The following is a 21,190-nucleotide window of genomic DNA, read 5'->3' as shown; positions in this document are numbered from 1 at the left end:
GATGATCGACTCCGTTAGTTCTTTGTTCGCCCGCCCTTCTCCGTTCCCGGCGATGCGCAAGGTCTGTCCATTTGATCGTATCATAAATACGTCGAATCTTGCGAAGAGGTTCGATACATTGTGGGCATCGCCCCTCTTTTTTTGATACAATAGACCAAACATTCACACGGATAAGGGGATCGAGATGGAATATATCAGCACCCGGGGCCAGGTGGCTCCCCTCGGCTTTATCGACGCGATTCTGATGGGACTGGCGGACGACGGCGGCCTGCTCGTGCCTAAGGCTGTGCCGCAAGTGGACGCCGCGACGCTGCAGGCATGGGGCAATCTCACCTACGCGGAGCTGGCGCTCGAGATCTTCACCCTATATATCGGAGACGAGATTCCGCGCGAAGCGCTCCAGCGGCTGGTCGAAGACAGCTACGGCACGTTCCGCGACGCCGACGTGACGCCGGTGCGGCGCATCAACAACGGGCTGTACGTGCTCGAGCTTTTCCACGGGCCGACCTTCGCCTTCAAGGACATCGCCTTGCAGTTCCTGGGCAATCTGTACGCGTACGTGTCGAAGCAGACGAATTCGATCATCCACATCCTCGGCGCGACCTCGGGCGACACCGGCGCCTCGGCGATCGAAGGCGTGCGCGGCAAAGAAGGCATCCGCATCTGCATTCTGCACCCGTCCGGCAAGGTGAGCAAGGTGCAGGAGCTGCAGATGACGACCGTGGACGACGCCAACGTGCTCAACCTGGCCGTGAACGGCACGTTCGACGACTGCCAGCGCATCATCAAGGAGCTGTTCGCCGACGTCGCGTTCAAGCACAAGTATCATCTGCGCGCCATCAACTCGATCAACATCGCGCGCATTCTCGCGCAGACCGTCTACTACTTCTATGCGTACCTACAGCTCGCGCAGCAAGGACAGTCCGAGCGCATGAACTTCAGCGTCCCGACGGGCAACTTCGGCGACATCTTCGCCGGCTACCTGGCGGGGCGCATGGGACTGCCGATCGGCAAGCTCATCCTGGCCACCAACGAGAACAACATTCTCGAGCGCTTCGTCAACGAGGGCGTGTACGAGCCCGGCGAGTTCCGCGGAACGCACAGCCCTTCGATGGACATCCAGGTGGCGAGCAACTTCGAGCGCTATCTGTACTACCTGTGCGGCGAGGACCCGGTTGAAGTCTCCCGGCTGATGGGGCAGTTCACGACCGAAGGCAGCATCGTCATCCCGTCCGACCGGATGAGCCAGGTGCAGGCGGACTTCGCGGCCTACGGCGTCAAGAACGAGGAGTGCCTCGATACGATCGGCGACTACTTCGCCAAGTACGACTATCTCCTCGATCCGCATACGGCCTGCGGCGTCGCGGCGAGCGATCGTCTGACCGAAGAAGGCGAAGTCACGGTGGCGCTCTCGACGGCCCACCCGGCCAAGTTCGACGAGTCGATCCGCCTGCGCGGCATTGAACAGACCTATCCGGAGCAGATCGGCGCGCTGTTCGGCAAGGCGCAGCACCAGCACCAGGTCGACGGCTCCAACGCGGCGATCAAAGCCGAGCTGGAACGATTTTTCTAACATAGATCGACCGATTATCGATACAAAAAACGGTGGATGGATCCGGCTTCGCTTCGGCGATGCGACGGGGTCCGTCTTTTTTTTATTCTCAGGAAGCGTTCAGCGAGGGTTCACGGAGGATTCAGACAAGCGGGCTATGATGGAATCGTTAACGACCACATCATCCATCTCAGGAGGATCTGCCATGATGCATGCGAAGAAGCATAAGAAGCTCGCCATTACTTCCCTTGCGCTCGCCGTCGCCGTATTCGGCAGCGCGGTCTCCGTCGGAAGCGCGTTTGCTGCCACGACGAAAACGACCGGCGCAGCGCAGGCGCAAGCGACGACCTCGACCGCTGCCACAGCCACAACCCCGGATAAAGGCGACGGGAAGCACAGAGGCGGCGGCTTTAGAGCCGGCTGGAACAGCCCCGAGCTGGCCGCGTTGCTGAACCTGACCGAGGACGCGCTCAAGACGCAGCTCCAGGCCGGCAAGACGCTGACCGACATCGCCGCCGCGCAGGGCGTCGACAAGCAGAAGGTCCAGGACTTGATCCTCTCCGCGATGACCGAACGGCTGGACGGCCGTCTGGCGGACGGCAAGCTCACGCAGGCGCAGTACGACGAGCAAAAGGCTATCCTCGCCGACCGGGCGGCGGAGGCGTTGACCGACGTCTTCTCCGGCAAGGGCGGCGGCAAGGACGGCAAAAGCGGACACGGCGGGTTTGGCGGCGGCAAGCACGGGGGGCTTAGGCGGTCTCGACCTGAAGAATAACGCCGATATCGCCGCCTTGCTCGGGTTGACGACGGACGAGCTGTCCGCGCAGCTTGAGGCCGGCAAGTCGCTCTCGGATCTCGCCGGGGAAAAGAGCGTCGCCGTCGATACGGTCACGGCCAAAGTCGTCTCGCTGCTCACGGCGGCGCTCGACCAGCGTCTCGCGGACGGCAAGCTCACGCAGACGACTTACGACGCCCAAAAAGCGACGCTGGCCGAGCAGGCTGACCGAATCGTGAGCCGTACGTTCGCCGGCCACGACGGCGCGCATGGCAAGGGCGGCAAGGCTCGCGCGGGCGAGGGTGCTCCGGATGCCGCCCCGAACGACGCCTCCGGCAACTCGGCCTCCGCATCCGCTGCGATCGAGGGCTAACGAGTCTCGCTTATAACCTGCAAAAGTACGTCATTCGATCCACCTTCCGGCCCTCTCCGACGACCGTCGAGAGGGCCGCTTTTCTTATGGCCCACCGAAAGAAAGCCTTCCTCCGTGCCCGAGCCTCATTTAACCGAACCTTCGTCCGCGAAGGCGACGCTGACGCGCACCTTCACGTCCGACTGCCCGAACGCTTCGCCCCAGTTCTCCTTCACCTGCTTGAAGCGATTGTAATGATAAGCCCGCGCGTAAATGCCGAACCCGACAGGATCGACCTTATCGCGCTGAAGCTTGGCGATCAACGCCTCGAACTTGTCGCGCAGCTCCTCGGCGCAGGCGAGCTCGGCTTCGCGTTGATGGTCGTCGAGGTCCAGCGATGACAGCTTCTCCACGACGCTCGCCGAAAAACGTACGCGAACGGCGAACTTGAAGCGGTCCCCCGCATACGCGGCGTCGATCTTCACCTTGATCCGCTCCGTCGCGATGCTGACCCAATCCGTTTCCGCAGGAGATCCGGTCAAGCGGGATGGGAGACGCAGCGTGAAGCCGACGGACTCTCCCGCCTTATTTTGCAGGACGCGCAGCAGGACCGTCTCCGGCATGCTCAGCGTATCGACGTACCGGCCATGGTGATCGAGCAGCGCCGTACCGTCGATCATCGCGTCCTGTTTGATCGACATCTGGGTCAAAAAAGGGGTCTGTCCCTCTTCGTTCATCTGCCTGTGCAGCTCCTGCAGCGTCGTCGCGACCGACTCCGACCGGTTGGCCGCCGATTTGATCATGCCCATCAGCATGAGAGGGAGAATCGGCTGGTTCGGCGAATGGTAGTAGAACAGCCGGTCGAGCGTACCGTCGAATACGACCACCCTCGGCGTTATGGGGTTTCGCCCGTCACGGAAGTAGATGTCCATGTAACGGAACCAGTCCGGCGTCTCCTGCACGAAGCGCTTGGACAAGGCGATGATCTTGATCTTCCTCCCGTTGAAGGAGCCTACCGTGAAGGCGTCCAGCTTCCCCCCGCCCCTGACGCTGCGTGTTCGCGACGACCTTGAGCTCCTGACTCTTTTTCTCGGATTTGCTGAACACCGGAATCGACGTATAACTCATCGTGCGATGATCTTCCGTAATGTCGACGCCCGCCACGAGCGACAGCGAAGCATCCTCCAGATCGACCCGGTCGTAACAGCCCGTCAGCGGCCCGAGCAACAGCAGCGATGCGCCCAGCGCAAGTATCGTCCTTTTCACGTCTGCCTCCGCTTGCCTCGTACCGCATCGTACAACAGCAAATAGCCCAGCAGCAGCACGGGAGCCGCGTATTCGGCTGCCATTCCGAATTTCCCGAGCCAATCCCCCCATCGCGTACGAGACGTTAAATCCCGGAACGTAAAAATAGGAGAACAAGGCCGTGCCCGCCAACAAAAAACGCAGAAAGATCCGGTGATCCGCGCGTCCGGCCATCCAGCTCATGCAGAAGGCTGACAGCAGATAGGACGGAATCCAGGACATGGAGAAAATGAACAGATAGAGCACGATAAACAGCCCTTCCACCTGTTCGAGAAACGGAAGTTCCACGGACTTCAGCATATAAATGGCCAGCTGATTGATCTTCGTAAGCTCGCCCGGACTGAAAAACGCGAAGCTCAGCAACGTGATGAACAGGTAGGCCAACAGCGTGATGAGCTGCGCCCAGCACACGCCGAGCGCGGCTTTTTCTTTGTTTTTCAAAAAAGGATACAGAAATGCCGTCGAACCGAAGCCGAGAAAGTAGAAAAACGTGCTTGGCACGGCGGTAAGCACCGGCCGCCAACCGTCCGGCAGCACGGGCAGCAAATAAAGCCAATGCGTATGTCCCCACACGACTGCGAAGACGAACGGGATCCAAAGGGACAGCCCCATCGACACTTCCGCGTACCGTCCGACGATGCGTATGCCGCCGCGCGCCACGACATACGTCGGGATCAGCAGCATGATTAACGTCATGTAGGCGGGCGTTTCTTGTAAAATACGGGCCTTGATGACGCGCGTCGAGTAGACGATGCCCGTATAGGCGAAGTATAGATGGTACGCGGACAGCACAAGCGCCGTCGCCCGGCCGACCCACTTGGCCGTATATTTGGATACCAGCTCGAGTATCGTCCCGTCGGGATTTTTCTTCATGATCTGCACGATGACCAGATTCGCCGCCGTCGTCGTCAGCGAACCGAGGATCAGGGCGATCCAGCCGCTGCTGCCCGCTTCCTTGTACAGCGCTCTCGGTATCTCGATGAACCCGTAGCTGATGGCGATGCCGCTGATGATAAAAATGAACTGCATGGTCGTAATCTCATTGTAGGCGTACTTCCTCATCATCCGTCTCCTTTGCGGCGATTGTCTCCCTGCCTGCGGGTCTCGACCGGACGCGCGCCGAGCGGACGCAGCGTCATCTTCCATAGCGGGCTGCGTACGACGGTATCCCGCCAATCGGAAATCCGCATCGGCGCGAACGGCGTGCTGAACGGCGTGCCGAGCGTCTCGAGCGAGATCAGATGGCCGAGTAGAATCATCATGCCGACCAACAGCCCGAAGATGCCGAACACGGAAGCTGCCGCCATGAGCGAAAAGCGAATGATACGAACGGCGGCCACCATATCGAGGTTAGGCAGAATAAACGAAGAGATCGCGGTGAACGCGACGACGACGACCATAATATTGCTGATGAGACCGGCTTGCACGATCGCCTGTCCGATGACGATGCCGCCGACGATGCCGACGGTCTGGCCGATCGGCGACGGCAGCCGGACGCCCGCTTCGCGGATCATCTCGAGCGTCAGCTCCATGAAGGCGGCTTCGATGAACGGAGCGAACGGAACGGTGCCCCGGAACGTGCCGATCGTCAGCAAAAGCTTGATCGGAATCAGCTCGAAGTTAAAAGACGAGATGGCGATATAAAACGCCGGCAAGCTGATCGAGATAAAAAAACGCCAGAAAACGGAGCATGCGGATAAAAGTCGCGATGGACCAGCGCGTGCTGTAGTCGTCGATATTCTGAAAAAACGTGACGAAGGAAGAAGGTCCGATCAGCACCGTCGGGGAACGGTCCACAAGCACCGCGAAGCGTCCCTGAGCGATCTGCGAGACGGCCGCATCGGGGCGCTCGGTAATCATCAGTTGGGGAAACGGCGAGTACGGATTGTCCTCGATCAGCTCGGCCAGCTCGCCCGTGTTGATGATCAGATCGACGTCTAGCCGTCCGATCCGATCCTCGAGCTCTTGCAATATGTCCGGATTGGCGACGTCCTCCAGGTAAGCGATCGACACCTGCGTGTTCCCCCCTGCGCCCGACAATGAAGTTTTTAAACCTCAACTCCCGGTTCGGCAGGTAGCGGCGGATCATCGCGGTATTCTGTTCGATCGATTCGACGAAGCCCATCTGCGCGCCCCGCAGCGACGTCTCCATCTTGGGATCGGTCGGATCCCGCTGGGGCCAGCCGCCCGTACGCATGACGATCGCCTCGTCCGAGCCCTCGACCAGGAGCACGCTGCTCCCCTTCAAGACGGCGACGATCAGATCGTTCCAGCCGCAGATTCGAGTCATGCGCCCGATCTCGATCGGCAGTTGTCCGCTTGCGTCGGACTGCATCAGCAGCGGCCTCAGGATGCTGGCATTGACCTCCGCCTTGTCGGTCAACCCGTCGATATAGATCAACGCCGCATCCTCGCCGGTAGCCCTGATGCAGAGCCGCCGCACGTTCAGATCCAGCGTGTCCGGGAAGAGCTTGCTCAGCTTCTCCAGATTCGTACGCAAGTCTGTCGCGAGCGGCTCGTCAGGCAGCGCCTGCCCCCCGGGGCTTCCGGTCGGCCGTTGGGACTTCCCCTTTTGCTTGCCGCCGAACAGAGACTGCAGTCCCAACGCGCCCACCCCTCCCTGAATTCGATTGGCTGCCGCGCTTAAGCCCGCAGTCTCCTAGCAGGATAGGATATCCAGAAATAAGGAAAGTAGTCGGAGGCGCAAAGCGCTGACGTGCCTGAAGGCGGCTGCCGGCATACGAAAAACCGCCGGACGCGCTAAGATGCGCGCCGGCGGCAACAAATCGCAACGGCAGCGGGATATACCGCTGCCCGCACGCCATTCGCTGGCAGTTAGGAGATTGGAATAAGGATCGTGAACGCGGGATGCGGATCGTGCGAATCCTGCGTCATTGGATAAAGCTCGATATGCGTGAATTCGCCGCCCGCCGCCTTATAGCCTTGCTTCTCGATCCAGGCGTACACGTTGCTATAGGACAGACCGATCGACTGTCCCTTTTGATGCTCGTACTTGGCGCAAGTGAGCGAGGGCACCTCGATACGCACCATATCCCCTGGCACGGCCGCGCCCGCCGGCACCTGCACGGCCGCATAATGCAGAAAGCCTTCCTTCACGACATGGGAAGAAAGGCCGAACAGCGTATCCGGGCGCGACAGCTTCGGGATCTCGCCGATTCGCGCCTTCAGCTCGTCCTGCAGATCGCGAATCTCGCCGGCATCCGCGCCTGCGAACGTCCCCTCCCACTTCAGCCCGACGGCCTCGAAGCCCGGCAGCTCGTAGAGGACGATATCGCCGGCGGATGCCTCCGCGTCCGCGGCGCGATCGGTTTCCTCCAAGTTCAGATTCAGATTCATCTGCTCGTGCTGCGTCATGGAACTCAGCTCCTTTGCATCATTCATAATCGCATGCGCCCCCGCGCCCCCGGCCAAGCGCCGGACGGACTTCGGAGGTCGCAACAGCTACCGTTCGTCTAATCCCTTACCTGCAAATCGCAGGTTTGAACCCTGACGAATGCCGGCACTGCCGACTTTAGTCGCGGAACGCGCCGCTGCCGCTCGACATCCGGCAATCCCTGCCGCTTTCCCCTGCATTCCTGCGCGAAGGGGATACCGTTCAAACGTGCAAAACCGCTCATTCCTGCGCGAAGGGGATACCGTTCAAACGTGCGGAAACACTCATTCCTGCGCGAAGGGGTTCGCGAAGCATTCTTTTCCTGCCCCCTACCTACTCTGCCTCCACAAAAAATTCGGCCCAGCGCACGGATGCGAGCCCGCTCCCCGGAAACGGGATCTTGGCGGGACTATTGATCGCGATCCAGTAGGAGCCCGTCTCCTTGAGCGCGATCGAGCCGCTGAACGATCCGTCTTTTATCGCGATGTCTTGCGTGCCTACCGTCTCGTAAACCTGGTGCGCGAATCCCGACCCGCGCGGCGCGTACTTCTGGATGACGAGCGTCACCTTGTCGAAGCCCAGGTTATGCGGATCGCCGACCTTGCCGGCTACGGGGATCGGCATCCCCGCCTTCGTCTTCACGAAGCCCGAAGCCGGCGCCTCGACCGTCAGATAGCCTTGCGCTTCTTCCGTAAGGTTGACCGGTAAAGCGCTCGGATCGTCGACGTGGCGGACGACCTTGAACTCGGCGCCGCTCGAGCCGGCAGGAGCGGCCTGTAAAATGTTGATGCCCGGATGCAGCTGCGCGGTGAAGCGGATGCGGTTGTACAGGTTGCCGTCGATCTCGATATCCTTGGCGACGACCTGGCTCCCGTCCGTTCCGCCCGACCAGGATCCCGCCCCGGTCGATGCCATCAACTGCGGCGCGTAGAGTTCCTTGCGGTACAGCACGGTGAACGTCGTTTCCGCCTCGTTCGTGTCCCAGGAAGCTCGCATGACCTGCGCGGTCTTCTCGCTCCACTGCCAGACGACCTGGCCGTCCGCCGTCGCAGCCGACAGTCCGAGCCAAGCCAGCGCCTTCACCGGCACATAAGCGACGCCGTTCGCGAGGAACGGCTTGGGCGTCGTATAGAAGTCGGGCGGCAGCATGTTCCCTTCGCCGTCGTAGACGTGGTCCGAGCCGATGCGGAAGTTCAGCGCCGTCAGGCCCGGATTGATCTTGGCGTTCGCCGAGACCGCGCCGGACTGGCTAAGCGTGCGCAGCGCCACGTAGACGCGCCCGTCCTTCAGGATCGGCTTCGCAGTCGCGATCGACTTCCCGTCCAGCATGGCGCCCGAGCCGTCCAACGCGATCTTCATCTCGTGCCGGGCAAGGTCGAGCCTGGCGACATCCGGCGCAGGGTCGACGATCAAGACCGGCGTATCCGCGGGATTTGCGGCCTGCGAATCCTCGTCTGCCGCCGCTGCCGAAGAGACGGCGCCGACAGTAAATGCGACGAACGCCGCCGATATCGCAAGTCCGGTTCTTTTTGCGAAAATGGACATGAATGTTCCTCCTCTGCGCGATATGCCCGCAAGTGTGCGCTTTTCTCCGACGATGGCCGTCGATTCGATGTATGCGCATACGTTCGACTATATGGACGCCGCGCGCCGGCGAAAGTTGCAACGATTGCTTTGCGGAAAGGTCCTGGAGGCAAAGCGTGCCTTGCTCTCGTCGCCTTGCGGCTTTGCCGTCTCCTGCCTCCTCTTCGCAGCAAAAAGCGCCCGCGGGTTTTATCCCCGCGAGCGCTCCTTATTCCGCTAGCTCAACCTACCGCCGCGATCTCCGGCTTCTTGCTGCCGCCCCACTTTTCGCCGCCCTCCAGCCGCTTCAGCAGGTCGGCGTATATGTCGGGCCGCCAGTCCGGCACGCCCGTGATCGGGTTGTCGTTGTAGAGCGTCAGCAGCTTGCGCGCTTTGTCCGAGATCGACAGGTCGATCGTGGCCAGCAGCAGCGCTTCGTCGTCTTCGACCGGCTCCGCATAGTACGTCGAACCGATGCCGGCCACCTTCGGCCCGGCCACCAGGCTGCCGCCCGGGAACAGCATGTCTTTATCCGGTCCGGCCAGGTTGGAGCTGATGAGGAACTGGCCGTTCTCGATCGCGCGGGCCTTGAGCAGCGTATAGTAGAAATCCTGCCAGCCGTCGATGTTGTGCACGGCCGTCGGGTTCAGGTACAGGCGAGAGCCCAGCGCGGCGTAATAGCGGAACAGCTCGGGGAAGCAGTACGTGTCGAAGCAGATCCCGACGCCGACCGGCCCCCCACGGCGTATCGAACATCAGCGGTTCGCTGCCCTTCTTGGCCCAGAGCGACTCCTTGCCGGCGGGATGAATCTTGCGATAGCAGCCGACGATGCCTTCGGGACCGACGACGAGCGCGGAGTTGTAGAGGATCGACGACTTGGCGTCGCGCTCCGGCAGACCCACGATCGCATAGACGCCGTACAGCTTGGCGATCTCGGCGAGCGATTCGGACGACGGGCCGGGTACGGTCTCGGCGTCCCGCTGCTGCATCGCGATGCCGTCGTTGTCCACGTTGTAGCCCGTCAGCGCCATCTCGGGGAACAGAATGATCTTCGCCCCGCGCTCGGCGGCCGCTTTGATATACTCCTTGATGCGCGTCAGATTGCCCGCCTTGTTGCCCCACTCCGCGTTGAAGTTGACCGTCGCTACCGTCACGATGTTTTCGTATGCCATTTTGGAATCTCTCCCTCTCGTTTTTAGAATCTAAAAAGGTTGTAGCCGGCGCTTCTACCGCCGTATCCCCGTCAAGCAGGAAACACGCCGCCGTATGTCCCGGCGCCAGTTCCCGCAGCGCGGGCGCCTCCTCGGCGCAGCGCGCCATCGCATGCGGGCACCGCGTACGGAAACGGCAGCCCGACGGCGGATTCAGCGGGCTCGGCAGATCGCCCTTGAGCGCCGCCTCGGCCTGGCCGTCCGCCGTCGCCCGCTCCGCGATGTCCACCGACGGCGCGGAGGCGAGCAGCGCCTTCGTGTACGGATGCGCCGCCGCGCCGAAGATGCGCGCGGTCGGCCCCTTTTCCACCACCCGGCCCAGATACATGACCATCACTTCGTCGCTCATGTACTCCACCACGTGGAGGTCGTGGGAGATGAAGATAAGCGATAGCGCGAACTCGCGCTTCAGCTCCTGGAACAAATTGAGCACCTGCGCCTGCACGGACTTGTCGAGCGCGGACACGGCCTCGTCGGCGATGACGATCTCGGGCTCGAGGATGAGCGCCCGGGCGATCGCGACCCGCTGCCGCTGGCCGCCGCTGAGGCTGCCCGGCAGCCGGTCCGCATGCGTGCGGGACAGTCCGACCGCCTCCAGGTAATGATGCGCGCGCTCCCGCGCCTGCGCCTTGGTCGCGCCGTTCGCCAGCAGCGGGAACGCCACGTTGTCGAGCACGGACATCTGCGGATCGAGCGACGAGTACGGATTTTGGAACACCATCTGCATCTTGGTGCGGGCCTGCTTCATCGCCTTTCCCTTTAGCGAGAGCACGTTCGTGCCCTCATAGTTGACCTCTCCCCGGTCCGGCTCGATGAGCCGCATCAGCAAGCCGCGCGAGCGTGGACTTGCCGCAGCCCGACTCGCCCACGATGCCGAGCGTCCCCTGCTTGGGCAGCGTGAACGAGACGCCGTCGACGGCGGACACGCCGCCCTTGCGCCGGCCCAGCATGTCGCGGATGGGAAAGGTTTTGCCGATGCCGTTCACCTCAAGGATGTCGGCCCGGCCGAAGGCGCCCTGCAGCGCCGTTCGAAGCGCCGTAACGGCGTTCGCTTGTTGGATCGCCATGGCGGATGCCTCCTATCGTTTGAGTTCGAGCGCGTCGCTCAAGGCGTCGGACACCAGGTTGAGCGACAGCGAGGTCAGGAAGATGAACGCGCCGGGCACGATGGTGACGGCCGGATTGATGAAGATGAGCTGCTTGAGGTTGTTGAGCATGAAGCCCCATTCTGGCGTCGGCGGCGATACCCCGAGGCCGAGGAAGCTGAGGCCGGAGGCGACCATAAGGCACACGCCGATGAGCGAGGTGGCGAAGACGAACACTTTGGCGAAAATGTTGCGCAGGATATGCGCCCGGATGATCAGTACCGCGCTCGCGCCGCTGGAGCGGGCAGCCTCGATGAACTCCTCCTTGCGCACCTCCTTCACCGCGCTCTCCGCGATGCGGGCGATCGGCGGAATGAAGACGACGGTCGCCGAGATGATGATGTTCGTGATGCCCGGCCCGAGCGCGGCCGAGATGCCGATGGCGAGCAGGATGGCGGGAAACGAGAACACGATGTCCAGCGCCCGCATGATGATCGTGTTGGTCCAGCCGCCGAAGTAGCCGGCGGCGACGCCCAGACCGCCGCCTAGGATGCTGGCGAGCAGCACGGGCAGCACGCCGGACAGCAGGCTCAGGCGGCCGCCGTACAGGACGCGGGACAGAATGTCGCGGCCCTGTTCGTCCGTGCCGAGGAGGTGGCCCGGCGCGCCGAGCTTCTGCAGGCGGTCGGTCACTTCGCCGGCGCTCGGGTCGTAAGGCGCGATCCAGGGCGCGAGCAGGCAGGCGAACACGATGACGAGCAGGACGATGAGCGCGGCCAGCGCGATCTTGCGTCTCGCGAAGGCGGCGAAGATGACGGCGGCCCGGGAGGGCTCGCGGCGCGCTGCGGGTGCCGCGAGGGTCTTGGGGTCCGCGGCCGCGGTGGCTTGAAGCGACATGGACGCTCCTCCTTAGGGAAGATGATGTGGGGGGCTTCGTCGGGCAGGGACGGGCATCCTCCCGTTAAAGATGCGTTTCGGCGTTACGCCTGACGCACCCGTGGGTCCATCGCCGCATGCACGGCGTCGACGATCAGGTTCAGCAGGACGAAGGCGACGGCGATGAACAGCACGCCGGCCTGTACGACGGGGGAAGTCGCGCTGCCCGATCGCCTGATAGATGACCTGCCCCACGCCCGGCCAGGAGAACACCGTCTCCACGAGTACGGAGCTCGCCAGCAGCGCGCCGAACTGGAGACCGGTCACATTCAGGATCGTCGGCATGCCCCCCGCGCAGCACATGGCGCAGAATGGTGAACGGCCGGACGCCCTTGGCCTTCAGCGCGAAGATGTAGTCCTGCTGAAGCACGCCCGATACGGTCGAACGGACCATGCGGGTCAGCACCCCGACGCTGGCGAGCGCAGTGGCGGCCGCCGGGAGGATCAGGTGGTCGATCGTATCTCCGAATCCGCCGCCGCCAACCTTGGACATGCCCGAGGAGGGCAGCCAGCCCAGCGTGACAGAGAAGACGCCGATCAGGATGAGCGCGGCCCAGAAGTTCGGCAAGCCGATGCTCGCGAGGCTCAGCCCGTTGAACAGCGAGGCGAGCTTCGACTTCGGGCGGTACGCGCTGTAGACGCCGACGATGAGCGCGACGATAAAGGAAGCCAGCGCGGCGGCGGCCGTCAGCAGCAGCGTGTTCTTGAAGGCGGGCAGCAGCATGTCGGTGACCGGCAGGCGGCGCGCGACCGAGTCGCCGAGGTCGCCCTGCACGACATTGCCGAGCCAGTACACGTACTGGACGGCCATCGGCTTGTCGAGTCCGAGCTGCGCCCGCACGAGCGCGCGCTCCGACTCGGAGGCGTCCGGCGGCACGATCGCGTTGACCGGGTCTCCCGGCACGATCTTCAGCATGAGGAACACGACGATCGATACGCCGAGCAGCGTCGGAATCATGAGCAGGATTCGTTTCCAGACGAATGAGGCCATAGATGCAGCTCCTTCCGTGAGCTTCCGTTAAGTTGTTGCCGTTGCCCGGCTTATTCGATCGATATCGTGGTGAGGTCCGCGAACCAGGACTGCGGCTGCACGAAGCCCTTCACCTTGGGCGCCAGCGCGCGGAGGTTGAGGTCGTGAACGACGTAGAGCCACGGCGCGTCGTCGGCCAGTATTTTAGACGCTTGCTTCAAGTATTCGTCCTGCTTCGTCTTGTCGAACTCGCCCATCGCCTTGTCGAGCAGCGCGTCGTAGTCGGGGTTTGAATAGCCGCCGATGTTGATGCCGTTCGGGAAAATGGCCGACGTCGCGAAGAAGGTGGAGTAGAAGGATGGCGAGATCGTCGGCAGCGAGATGTTGTAGGCGCCCACTTCCTTGTCCTTCGGGAAGCCTTGGATGTACGAGGTCAGCAGCGACTGCCATTCGATCGATTCGATCTTCACGTCGATGCCCACTGCCTTGAGATTCTTCTGCACGTACTCGTTCATCTGGATCGGCCACATGTTGCCCGAGCCGCTCGTCGGGACGATAAACGTCGTCTGGAAGCCGTTCGGGTAGCCCGCTTCGGCGAGCAGCTGCTTCGCTTTCTCAGGATCGTAGCTGTACGGCTCCGCCGCGTCGTTGTACCAGGCGTGTCCTTCATACATCGGCTGGGTCGCCGGCTTGGCCGCGCCGCCGAGCAACGCCGTGCTCATGCCTTCGCGGTCGATCGCGTAGTTGGCGGCCTGACGAACGCGGACATCCTTCCAGGGACCGTCCTGCACGTTCAATACGTATGGCCAGATGTGCGGATAAGGGTTGGTCAGGATCTGATAGCCCGCCGTCTTGAGCAGCTCGATCGACTCGGTCGGCGGCACCTCGGCCCAGTCCACTTCGCCGGACTGGATCGCCGCGAGACGCGCGGACGGGTCGCTGATCGGGCGCAGGACGATCTTGTCGAGCTTCGGCGCGCCGCCCCAGTAGCTTTCGTTTTTGGCGAGCACCATCTCCTGGCCCTGCTTCATGCTCACGAACTTGAACGGTCCGGTACCGACCGGCTGGGAGGCGAAATTCTTGCCGCTGGTCTTGATCGCTTCCGGGCTGCCGATCAGAATGTTCGTTAGATCGTAAGGGAGGAAACTGTAGGGAACGGTCGTCTTGATCGTGATCGTGTTGTCGTCGACCTTGGCATACGAGGCGACATAGCGCAAGCCGCTGGCACTGTTGCCCGCGAGCTGGGCATCGTAGAATTCGCTGTCCTTGTTGTGAATCCTGTCGAGGGCGAAGATGACGGCGTCGGCGTTAAAAGGCGTGCCGTCGGTGAAGGAAACGCCTTGTCGCAGGTGGAACGTCCACATCGTATTGTCGCTGTCCGACGTTTCCCACGATTCGGCAAGCCCCGGCTTCAGCGCCGCAGGCGCGTCGCCTTTGGACAGATCCCAGTTAACCAGCGCATCGTAGATCTGGAAACCGACGAAGCGGAAGCCCTCGTAGCCTTCGGTCGGATACGTGTCCGGCACCGGCAGATTCGCGGCGGACATCCCGATGATGAGCGTTTGTTCCTTGGCGGAGCCCCCCGCTGCCGCTCGAGGAAGTCCCTCCCGATGCGGCATCGTTATTGCCTCCGCAGGCGGCGAGCAGGAGCAGAATGGCGGCGGTCATGGCGGCGAATAGCGGCTTCCACAGCTTGCGGGTCAGGACGTTCGGCTTGTGCATGGTTCTCATCGTACCCCTCCGGTTGGCGATGGTTCGCCTCTTTTTATCTGATTATTCTGTCTATTTTAAAAATTGGACTGCTTCAACCCGTAATGTCCTATGCGATAAATGCCTCCGCCCGGCCCAGCCCGGCGTTGCTCTTACTGCGCGATCGGCTGCGCGCCCTGCAGCAGGTGACAGGCGGCGCCGTGCGATTCGCCGTACGTCGTGAACGACGGCTGCGACGCCCGGCAGGCGTCCTGCGCATGCTGGCAGCGGTCGGCGAACGCGCAGCCTTCCGGCATCGCCGTGATGAGCGGCGGCTGGCCCGGGATGGCCGGCAGCTTGCCGCGCTGGCCCCGCTTCGGCGTCGCCTCGATCAACCCGACCGTATACGGATGCGACGGCGCGGACAGGATCTGGCGCGCCCGGCCGTACTCGACGATCTTGCCCGCGTACATGACCGCGATGTCGTCCGCCATCTCCGCCGCGACGCCGATGTCGTGCGTGACGAGCACGATCGACATGCCCAGATCGCGCTGCAGGTCCTTGAACAGCCGCAGAATCTGCGCCTGAATCGTCACGTCCAGCGCCGTCGTCGGCTCGTCGGCGAGCAGCAGAGCCGGATCGCAGGCCAGCGCCATCGCGATGACCGCCCGCTGCCGCATGCCGCCGCTCATCTCGTGCGGGAAGGCGCGCATCCGCTCCTCCGGCGCGGGGATGCCGACTTTGCCGAGCAGTTCTACCGTCCGCTTCCTTGCCTCCTCCTTGCTTACCTTGCGGTGCGCCCGGATCGTCTCGACGATCTGGTCGCCGACCCGATAGAGCGGATCGAGCGCCGACAGCGCGTCCTGGAAGATCATCGAGATCTTGTTGCCGCGAACCTTCGCCATTTCCTTGTCGGTAAGCGGAAGCAGGTCCTCGCCTTCAAGCTTGATCGCCCCGCCGAGCTTCGCGCCCGTCGGCTTGAGATTTAATATGGAGCGAAGCATGACGCTTTTGCCCGAGCCGGACTCGCCAAGCACGACCAAGGTCCGTCCCTTGCGCACCTGCAGCGACACCTCTCTTACGGCCGGCACCATCTTGCCTCCGATCTTGAATTCCGTCACCAGACGATCGATCTGCAGCAGTTCTGTCATGTTGTCAACCTCCTCGTTCGGATTGGGGAAGCCTTTGTGTCACCAATACTAACATACACATTCGCAAAACAGGATATCGAAACATTCTATACCCTCCCTAACCGTCTTTTCAGGGATTTGTGTGTTATATTACCTGACAAATAAGGAGGCGGCGCTCTGAACGTTCGGTTTTTACGCGTAATGCGACGAATACGCGTTGTTCGCGAACCCGCTATACGCGAACTTGTTATATATCGCGAACACGGTATATCGTGAACACGCTATATCGCGAACAGCGGACGCCGCCGTCTTATTATCCGATTCAACCAAGGAGGCTTCCGCATTGAAAACGATCAATCCCCAGCTGTCCTACGCCCCCCATCCACGAACTCGCGCAGCAGATCGAGAGCCGCCAGCTCTCGCCGGTGGAGCTTGCCGAAGCGTCCATCGCGCGCGCTGCCGGCTTGAACCCGAAGCTGAACGCCTTCGTCACGATGACCGCCGAGCTGGCGCTGGCAGAGGCGCGTCAGGCGGAAGACGAGATCATGCGCGGCGCATATCGCGGACCGCTGCACGGCATCCCGATCGTGCACAAGGATCTCTATTACACGAAGGGCATTCGCACGACCTGCAGCTCGAAGATTCTGGCCGACTTCGTCCCCGATCACGACGCGACGACCGTCGCCAAGCTCCATGCGGCCGGTTCCGTGCTGCTCGGCAAGGTGCAGACGCATGAATTCGCCTGCGGCGCGTCCACGAGCAGCCCGCACTTCGGTCCATGCCTGAATCCCTGGAATACGGATCACGTCCCGGGAGGCTCGAGCGGCGGCTCCGGCGCGGCGGTGGCCGCAGGCATCGCCTATATGGGCACCGGCTCCGACACCGGCGGCTCGATCCGCATCCCCGCCGCGTGCTGCGGCGTCGTCGGCATCAAGCCGACCTACGGCCGCGTCAGCAAGCACGGCGTTTTCCCGATGGTGTGGTCGCTCGACCATGCCGGCCCGCTCACCCGCAGCGTGAAGGACGCCTCGATCTGTCTCGACGTCATGTCGGGCTTCGACGCGAAGGACGAATCCACCGTCGATCTGCCCGCGCCCGGCATGCGCGACTACGGCGATAGCCTGAAGGGCGTGAAGCTCGGCATTCCGACCGAATTTTACTATGAAAATATAAGCGCCGACGTCGAAGCCGCCCTGCACGCGGCCATGGCCAAGTTCAGAGAGCTCGGCGCGGAGATCGTCGAAGTGAAGATGCCGATGATCCATCGGGCGCAGGGCATCGCTATGGCAATCTGCCTGGGCGAGCTGTCCGCCATTCACGAAGAATGGATCGCGACGCGCCCGCAGGACTACGGTCCGGATGTCCGCCTCATGCTCGAGAGCGGCAAGGACCTGCCCGCCTCGGCCTACCTGCAGGCGCAGCGCGCCCGGCATCTCGTCGTGCAGGATTATCTGGACGCCCTGTCCGGCGTCGATGCGCTGCTCACGCCGACCACGCCGATCACGGCGCCGCGCTCGGGCGATTTCGAAGGCTCGCTCCAGCTCGCGCGGCTCACGATGCCGACCAATCTGACCGGCCTGCCGAGCCTGTCGATGCCTTGCGGCTTCTCGCCCGCGGGTCTTCCGGTCAACATGCAGCTGATCGGCCGTCCGTTCGAGGAAGCGACCATCCTCGGCATCGGCCACGTTTACGAGCAGAATACCGACTGGCACACCCGTCATCCGGCGCTGTAATTTTCACAAGACTTATCAAACGATATTAATAAGGAGCGACTGACATGGGAGATTACGAGGATTCGAAGAACGAAGCTGTGCCGGCAGGCAAAGAAGCGGGCGGCACGGAAATGACGGAGCAGTCGAAGCAAGCCTTCGCCCGCTTCGCCGCTGCGATCGACAGCATCAAAGGACTGGATCTGACGGGCATCGAGCCGATTCTTCCGCCGACGTACAAGGCATCGCGCTATCGGTCGTCCTAACCGACGATCGCCTTCGATCATGCAAGCCTGTAAGCCGGATCGATCTGCCGTACGAAGGTCTGCAAGGCGGACAGCATGATCGGCGCGAGCTGCGCGATCGGCAGCGGCGAAGCCGGAGAAGATGGACAGCTAAGCAAGATAGGCAGGCTGAGGTACGACTCGGGCATGAGCAGCGCATGGAAAGGCAGGGGCGCCCCAAGCAGCTGATAGATCGAGGTGACCGGCACGAACGTGTACCCGAACCCGCTCACTACGATATCGAGAGCCGCTTCGATATCCTGAACGATATGGAAGCGGTCGGGAATATCGCCGAACAGTTGAAGGAACGCCCGGCTCGTCACTTGGGGGAACGACAGCAGCGGCGCGCTCTCGAACAGCACGAACCGCTCGTCCTTGAGCAGGTGCGCGTTGCTCATGTCCGGCAGAATATCCGGGTAGCCTGTCTTCGGATAGAGCAGCACGAGCCGATCGTTAACGAGCCGGCGGGACGTCAGATTCGGCCGCGGCCCCGTCTCGTAGTGAAGACACACGTCGAGACTGTCGCAATCCGTCAGGTTGAGCAGCAGATCCGACGTTTTCGTGACGAACTTGCACTCGGTATCCGGCGCGGCGGCTTGAATGCCTTGTACGATCGGTCCGACGAACGCGGGAAAAAAGAACGATTCCACCCCGACGCGCAGCCGGAGCGCGTTGGTGATGGCGTCGATCGGCCCCTCCGGCTCGCGCACCTCGCGTCCGCGCAGCAGGGTCGCGGCCTCCTCCAGCTCCTCGAACATGCCGATCGAGTACGTCAGGAAGAAGCGTCCGTGCTTGGTGAGCCGGATGCCATCCCAGCTCCGCTCCAGCAAGCTGACGCCGAGATCGCGCTCAAGCTTCTTGAGCCGGGCGCTCAGCGTCGGCTGCGTTACGTGCAGCGCCTGCGCGGCGCGCGAGATGCTCTTCTCCCTGGCGACGGCGACGAACGAATGCAGACCCTCCATATCCATAGCCGCTTCAGTCTCCTTTCCGTCTGTAGCCGTATGCCTGCTTGCCCTGGAATGCCGCGTCGATGGCGGCCTTCAGCCGCTCCGTGACCGCCTTGGCGATCCGTTCGATCGGATGATGCGAGGAAGGGTTTTGCGCGTAGGTGATGAAGACGGGCGAGATGAGGAACTCCGCTTCCATCTCGATCGCGTGAAAGGGCAGCGGCGCGTCCATCATATGGAGCAGGCTCGAGCGGGGCATGAACGTATAGCCGAATCCCCGGCGCAGCATGTCGGCCATCACGGTGAAGTCGTTTACGATATGGAACCGCTCCGGCACCCGGCCGAGCAGGTAGTGGAATACCCGCTCCGTCACCTCGCTGTACTGGCGCAGCGGCGAATTGTCGAAAAGGACGAACGGCCGGTCCGCGAGCAGCGGCGCATTCGAGAGGTCGGTCCGGATATCCGGGTACCCTTCCTTCGGATACAACAGCACGCCCTTATCGTAGTGCACGAGCCGCGAACAAGGATGCAGGTCGCCGACGTAATTAAAGTTTACGCAAAAATCCAGGCTCTCGCAGTCCACCATGCCAGTCAAGAGATCGGACGTCTTGTTCACGAACCGGCATTCCGCATCGGGAACGACGGTTCGGATTCCTTCGATAACCGGGGGCAAGAAAGCCGGGTAGTAGAACGACTCGATGCCGATCCGCAGCCGTTTCTCGTTCGCGATCGCCTCCAGCGGACGCTCGAGAATGCCGCCGCCGCCGTCCTGGCCCAAGATGGCCGCCGCCTCCTCGATCTGCTGGAACAGGTCGACGGAGTAGGACAGGAAAAACCGTCCCTCTTTGGTCAACCGGATGCCGTCCCAGCCGCGATCGAGCAGCTTCACGCCGAGGTTCTCCTCCAGCTTCCGGAGGCGGGCGCTAAGCGTCGGCTGCGTCACATGCAGCGCTTGCGCGGCCTTGGAGATGCTCTTGTCTCTGGCAACGGCGATAAAAGAGTGCAATCCATCCATGTCCATCCTGCCCGCCTCCCGACCGCTTCGTATTATGTAATATTCTATAACATACCTTTGGCGGATAGTAGCCTCAATTGATACCAGAACTCATTATTCGATATAAACCTAACCAATTGGAGGAATGTTAGATGACCGCTTATCTTCAACCGCAAGACACCGCCCTTATCATTATCGATATGCAAAACGATTTCTGCCACGAAGACGGCGCCTCCGCCCAGCGCGGACTGGCCGACATTGCCGCCTTTCAAGCCTGCGTGCCCAAGATCGACGGCCTGATCGCCCATGCCCGTGCCGCCGGCGTCCCCGTCGTATTCGTCTATATGACCCTGGACGACACGACCAAATCCGAAGCCTGGACCAACAAACACGGGACCGAGATGTCGATCGTCGTTAAGGACAGCTGGGGCGCGGATTATTACAAACTGTACCCGCAGCCGGGAGACGCCGTCGTGGAGAAGCACCGCTACAGCGGCTTCATCGGCACGAACCTGGATCTCATCCTGCGGTCCATGGGCTGCAAATCGATCGTCCTCACCGGCGTACTCACCAACGTGTGCGTGGAATCGACGGCGCGGGACGGCTTCATGCTCGATTACAACGTCACGCTCGTGTCCGATGCCTGCGCAGGATCGAGTCCCGAAGCGCATGCCGGCACCCTCGCGAACATCGCGAACGTCTTCGGCACCGTGCTCGACGCAGGGCAGGTCGGCGCGGTCTGGCAAGCGGCGGCTTCGCCGATCGAGGCATCGGCCTGATCGAAGTCCGGCCGGAACGACAGAGGACCGCGCGGCTTTATTCGCCGACGCGGTCCTCTGTTATTGCTGGAGCTGCGACGCATCTCCGGCACGTTTTAACGGTATCCCCTTCGCTCAGGAACCCGTCTTCCCTGAGCGAAGGGGATATCCTTCAAAAGCGCGAACCGACCCCTATCGCTGATCCCCCTCGTTCAAAATCGCCTGCACTCTGCCGACCTGGCCGTCCTGCAGCCTCACCTTGATGCCGTGCGGATGCGTAGCCGAGTTGGTCAGCAGATCCTTCACGACGCCGCGAGTGAGCTTGCCCGTACGCTGATCCTGCTTCAACACAATATCCACCGTCAGTCCGGGCTTAACGTCGCTGCGGTTCCGCCCGCTGCCTGCCATATTCGCTCAATCCTTCCTTTGCCAAGCCTGGTTCGCTGTCTTGCCGCGCCATGTTAGGCGCGCGTTACCATCATATCAAGACTGCGATGCCGGCGCATCTCTCGAGGCAGGAAGTGGCATACCTACG

19 protein-coding genes and 4 pseudogenes are annotated in these 21,190 nt (G+C 62.1%); 6 read left to right on the top strand and 17 right to left on the bottom strand.

The window, feature by feature from the left end:
- Positions 1–184: 184 nt before the first annotated feature.
- From thrC to OMP40_RS18230, 3 genes are all read left to right on the top strand, one after another.
- Positions 185–1,573, top strand: a complete 1,389-nt coding sequence (gene thrC / locus OMP40_RS18240; protein ID WP_277533546.1) for a threonine synthase — start codon at positions 185–187, stop codon at positions 1,571–1,573.
- Between the two features lie 184 nt (positions 1,574–1,757).
- Positions 1,758–2,327, top strand: coding sequence for a hypothetical protein (locus tag OMP40_RS18235; protein ID WP_277533545.1), 570 nt, complete (start codon positions 1,758–1,760; stop codon positions 2,325–2,327).
- Positions 2,278–2,700 (top strand): hypothetical protein, encoded by a 423-nt coding sequence (locus OMP40_RS18230; RefSeq protein ID WP_277533544.1) that lies wholly within the window; start codon positions 2,278–2,280, stop codon positions 2,698–2,700. Before OMP40_RS18235 ends, OMP40_RS18230 begins: the two co-directional genes overlap by 50 nt.
- Positions 2,701–2,825: 125 nt before the next feature.
- On the opposite strand, the gene OMP40_RS18225 is transcribed toward OMP40_RS18230, so the two are convergent.
- From OMP40_RS18225 to OMP40_RS18165, 14 genes and pseudogenes are all read right to left on the bottom strand, one after another.
- Positions 2,826–3,656, bottom strand: a complete 831-nt coding sequence (locus OMP40_RS18225; protein WP_277533542.1) for a Ger(x)C family spore germination C-terminal domain-containing protein — start codon at positions 3,654–3,656, stop codon at positions 2,826–2,828.
- Positions 3,592–5,049, bottom strand: a complete 1,458-nt coding sequence (locus tag OMP40_RS18220) for an endospore germination permease (protein WP_277533541.1) — start codon at positions 5,047–5,049, stop codon at positions 3,592–3,594. The genes OMP40_RS18225 and OMP40_RS18220 overlap by 65 nt, the downstream gene beginning before the upstream one ends.
- Positions 5,046–6,511, bottom strand: a pseudogene (locus OMP40_RS41925) (spore germination protein). Before OMP40_RS41925 ends, OMP40_RS18220 begins: the two are co-directional and overlap by 4 nt.
- A 308-nt stretch (positions 6,512–6,819) precedes the next feature.
- The gene (locus OMP40_RS18200) at positions 6,820–7,359 is read right to left on the bottom strand and encodes a GyrI-like domain-containing protein (RefSeq protein WP_277533536.1); all 540 of its coding nucleotides are present in this window, start codon (positions 7,357–7,359) and stop codon (positions 6,820–6,822) included.
- A gap of 352 nt (positions 7,360–7,711) precedes the next feature.
- Positions 7,712–8,923: a hypothetical protein gene (locus OMP40_RS18195; protein ID WP_277533534.1), complete on the bottom strand. Its 1,212-nt coding sequence runs from the start codon at positions 8,921–8,923 to the stop codon at positions 7,712–7,714.
- 260 nt (positions 8,924–9,183) lie between these two features.
- On the bottom strand, positions 9,184–9,630 hold the full coding sequence (locus tag OMP40_RS18190; protein ID WP_277534879.1) for a nitrilase-related carbon-nitrogen hydrolase: 447 nt from the start codon (positions 9,628–9,630) through the stop codon (positions 9,184–9,186).
- Positions 9,631–9,769: 139 nt separating this feature from the next.
- Positions 9,770–10,114, bottom strand: a pseudogene (locus tag OMP40_RS41920) (carbon-nitrogen hydrolase family protein); the annotation flags it as partial.
- A 136-nt stretch (positions 10,115–10,250) separates the two neighbouring features.
- Positions 10,251–10,976: pseudogene (locus OMP40_RS41915) on the bottom strand (oligopeptide/dipeptide ABC transporter ATP-binding protein); the annotation flags it as partial.
- Complete coding sequence (locus OMP40_RS40215) at positions 10,936–11,220, bottom strand: ATP-binding cassette domain-containing protein (RefSeq protein ID WP_338131175.1); 285 nt, start codon at positions 11,218–11,220, stop codon at positions 10,936–10,938. The pseudogene OMP40_RS41915 and the gene OMP40_RS40215, both read right to left, overlap by 41 nt.
- A gap of 12 nt (positions 11,221–11,232) precedes the next feature.
- The gene (locus tag OMP40_RS18180; RefSeq protein WP_277533533.1) at positions 11,233–12,135 is read right to left on the bottom strand and encodes an ABC transporter permease; all 903 of its coding nucleotides are present in this window, start codon (positions 12,133–12,135) and stop codon (positions 11,233–11,235) included.
- A 12-nt stretch (positions 12,136–12,147) separates the two neighbouring features.
- A complete protein-coding gene (locus OMP40_RS41910) occupies positions 12,148–12,459 on the bottom strand; it encodes an ABC transporter permease subunit (protein WP_420871998.1) in 312 nt (103 codons plus the stop codon).
- Between the two features lie 22 nt (positions 12,460–12,481).
- Positions 12,482–13,165, bottom strand: a pseudogene (locus OMP40_RS18175) (ABC transporter permease); the annotation flags it as partial.
- 50 nt (positions 13,166–13,215) lie between these two features.
- Complete coding sequence (locus OMP40_RS18170) at positions 13,216–14,763, bottom strand: ABC transporter substrate-binding protein (RefSeq protein WP_277533531.1); 1,548 nt, start codon at positions 14,761–14,763, stop codon at positions 13,216–13,218.
- A gap of 243 nt (positions 14,764–15,006) precedes the next feature.
- Positions 15,007–15,984, bottom strand: coding sequence for an ABC transporter ATP-binding protein (locus OMP40_RS18165; RefSeq protein ID WP_277533529.1), 978 nt, complete (start codon positions 15,982–15,984; stop codon positions 15,007–15,009).
- A 404-nt stretch (positions 15,985–16,388) separates the two neighbouring features.
- Between OMP40_RS18165 and OMP40_RS18160 the strand changes: the two genes are divergently transcribed.
- Both OMP40_RS18160 and OMP40_RS18155 read left to right on the top strand, forming a co-directional pair.
- Positions 16,389–17,696, top strand: coding sequence for an amidase (locus OMP40_RS18160; protein ID WP_277533527.1), 1,308 nt, complete (start codon positions 16,389–16,391; stop codon positions 17,694–17,696).
- A gap of 44 nt (positions 17,697–17,740) precedes the next feature.
- The gene (locus OMP40_RS18155) at positions 17,741–17,938 is read left to right on the top strand and encodes a hypothetical protein (RefSeq protein ID WP_277533525.1); all 198 of its coding nucleotides are present in this window, start codon (positions 17,741–17,743) and stop codon (positions 17,936–17,938) included.
- 17 nt (positions 17,939–17,955) lie between these two features.
- On the opposite strand, the gene OMP40_RS18150 is transcribed toward OMP40_RS18155, so the two are convergent.
- Together OMP40_RS18150 and OMP40_RS18145 are read right to left on the bottom strand one after the other, a co-directional pair.
- Positions 17,956–18,924, bottom strand: a complete 969-nt coding sequence (locus OMP40_RS18150) for a LysR family transcriptional regulator (protein ID WP_277533523.1) — start codon at positions 18,922–18,924, stop codon at positions 17,956–17,958.
- Between the two features lie 7 nt (positions 18,925–18,931).
- On the bottom strand, positions 18,932–19,918 hold the full coding sequence (locus tag OMP40_RS18145; protein WP_277533521.1) for a LysR family transcriptional regulator: 987 nt from the start codon (positions 19,916–19,918) through the stop codon (positions 18,932–18,934).
- Positions 19,919–20,049: 131 nt separating this feature from the next.
- Here OMP40_RS18145 and OMP40_RS18140 point away from each other — a divergent pair, with 131 nt between their 5' ends.
- Positions 20,050–20,676, top strand: a complete 627-nt coding sequence (locus OMP40_RS18140; protein ID WP_277533519.1) for a cysteine hydrolase family protein — start codon at positions 20,050–20,052, stop codon at positions 20,674–20,676.
- 171 nt (positions 20,677–20,847) lie between these two features.
- Here the strand turns inward: OMP40_RS18140 and OMP40_RS18135 are convergent, their stop codons facing one another.
- Entirely contained in the window at positions 20,848–21,063 is a 216-nt protein-coding gene (locus OMP40_RS18135) for a YwbE family protein (RefSeq protein WP_277533516.1), read from the bottom strand.
- Positions 21,064–21,190 lie beyond the last annotated feature (127 nt).

The sequence above is a fragment of the Cohnella rhizosphaerae genome (assembly GCF_029525575.1).
GTDB lineage: Bacteria > Bacillota > Bacilli > Paenibacillales > Paenibacillaceae > Cohnella > Cohnella rhizosphaerae.
The sequence above is the reverse complement of the archived record's forward strand: the minus strand, read 5'-3'. Positions and strand labels throughout refer to the sequence as shown.

Bases quoted from the DNA above. Each gene is read 5' to 3' on its own strand.
- OMP40_RS18165 (WP_277533529.1), bottom strand. From the start codon at position 15,984: ATGACAGAACTGCTGCAGATCGATCGTCTGGTGACGGAATTCAAGATC.
- OMP40_RS18220 (WP_277533541.1), bottom strand. From the start codon at position 5,049: ATGATGAGGAAGTACGCCTACAATGAGATTACGACCATGCAGTTCATT.
- OMP40_RS18195 (WP_277533534.1), bottom strand. From the start codon at position 8,923: ATGTCCATTTTCGCAAAAAGAACCGGACTTGCGATATCGGCGGCGTTC.
- OMP40_RS18235 (WP_277533545.1), top strand. From the start codon at position 1,758: ATGATGCATGCGAAGAAGCATAAGAAGCTCGCCATTACTTCCCTTGCG.
- OMP40_RS18145 (WP_277533521.1), bottom strand. From the start codon at position 19,918: ATGGATGGATTGCACTCTTTTATCGCCGTTGCCAGAGACAAGAGCATC.
- OMP40_RS18170 (WP_277533531.1), bottom strand. From the start codon at position 14,763: ATGCCGCATCGGGAGGGACTTCCTCGAGCGGCAGCGGGGGGCTCCGCC.
- OMP40_RS40215 (WP_338131175.1), bottom strand. From the start codon at position 11,220: ATGGCGATCCAACAAGCGAACGCCGTTACGGCGCTTCGAACGGCGCTG.
- OMP40_RS18135 (WP_277533516.1), bottom strand. From the start codon at position 21,063: ATGGCAGGCAGCGGGCGGAACCGCAGCGACGTTAAGCCCGGACTGACG.
- OMP40_RS41910 (WP_420871998.1), bottom strand. From the start codon at position 12,459: ATGCCGACGATCCTGAATGTGACCGGTCTCCAGTTCGGCGCGCTGCTG.
- OMP40_RS18155 (WP_277533525.1), top strand. From the start codon at position 17,741: ATGGGAGATTACGAGGATTCGAAGAACGAAGCTGTGCCGGCAGGCAAA.
- OMP40_RS18180 (WP_277533533.1), bottom strand. From the start codon at position 12,135: ATGTCGCTTCAAGCCACCGCGGCCGCGGACCCCAAGACCCTCGCGGCA.
- OMP40_RS18150 (WP_277533523.1), bottom strand. From the start codon at position 18,924: ATGGATATGGAGGGTCTGCATTCGTTCGTCGCCGTCGCCAGGGAGAAG.
- thrC (WP_277533546.1), top strand. From the start codon at position 185: ATGGAATATATCAGCACCCGGGGCCAGGTGGCTCCCCTCGGCTTTATC.
- OMP40_RS18140 (WP_277533519.1), top strand. From the start codon at position 20,050: ATGACCGCTTATCTTCAACCGCAAGACACCGCCCTTATCATTATCGAT.
- OMP40_RS18200 (WP_277533536.1), bottom strand. From the start codon at position 7,359: ATGACGCAGCACGAGCAGATGAATCTGAATCTGAACTTGGAGGAAACC.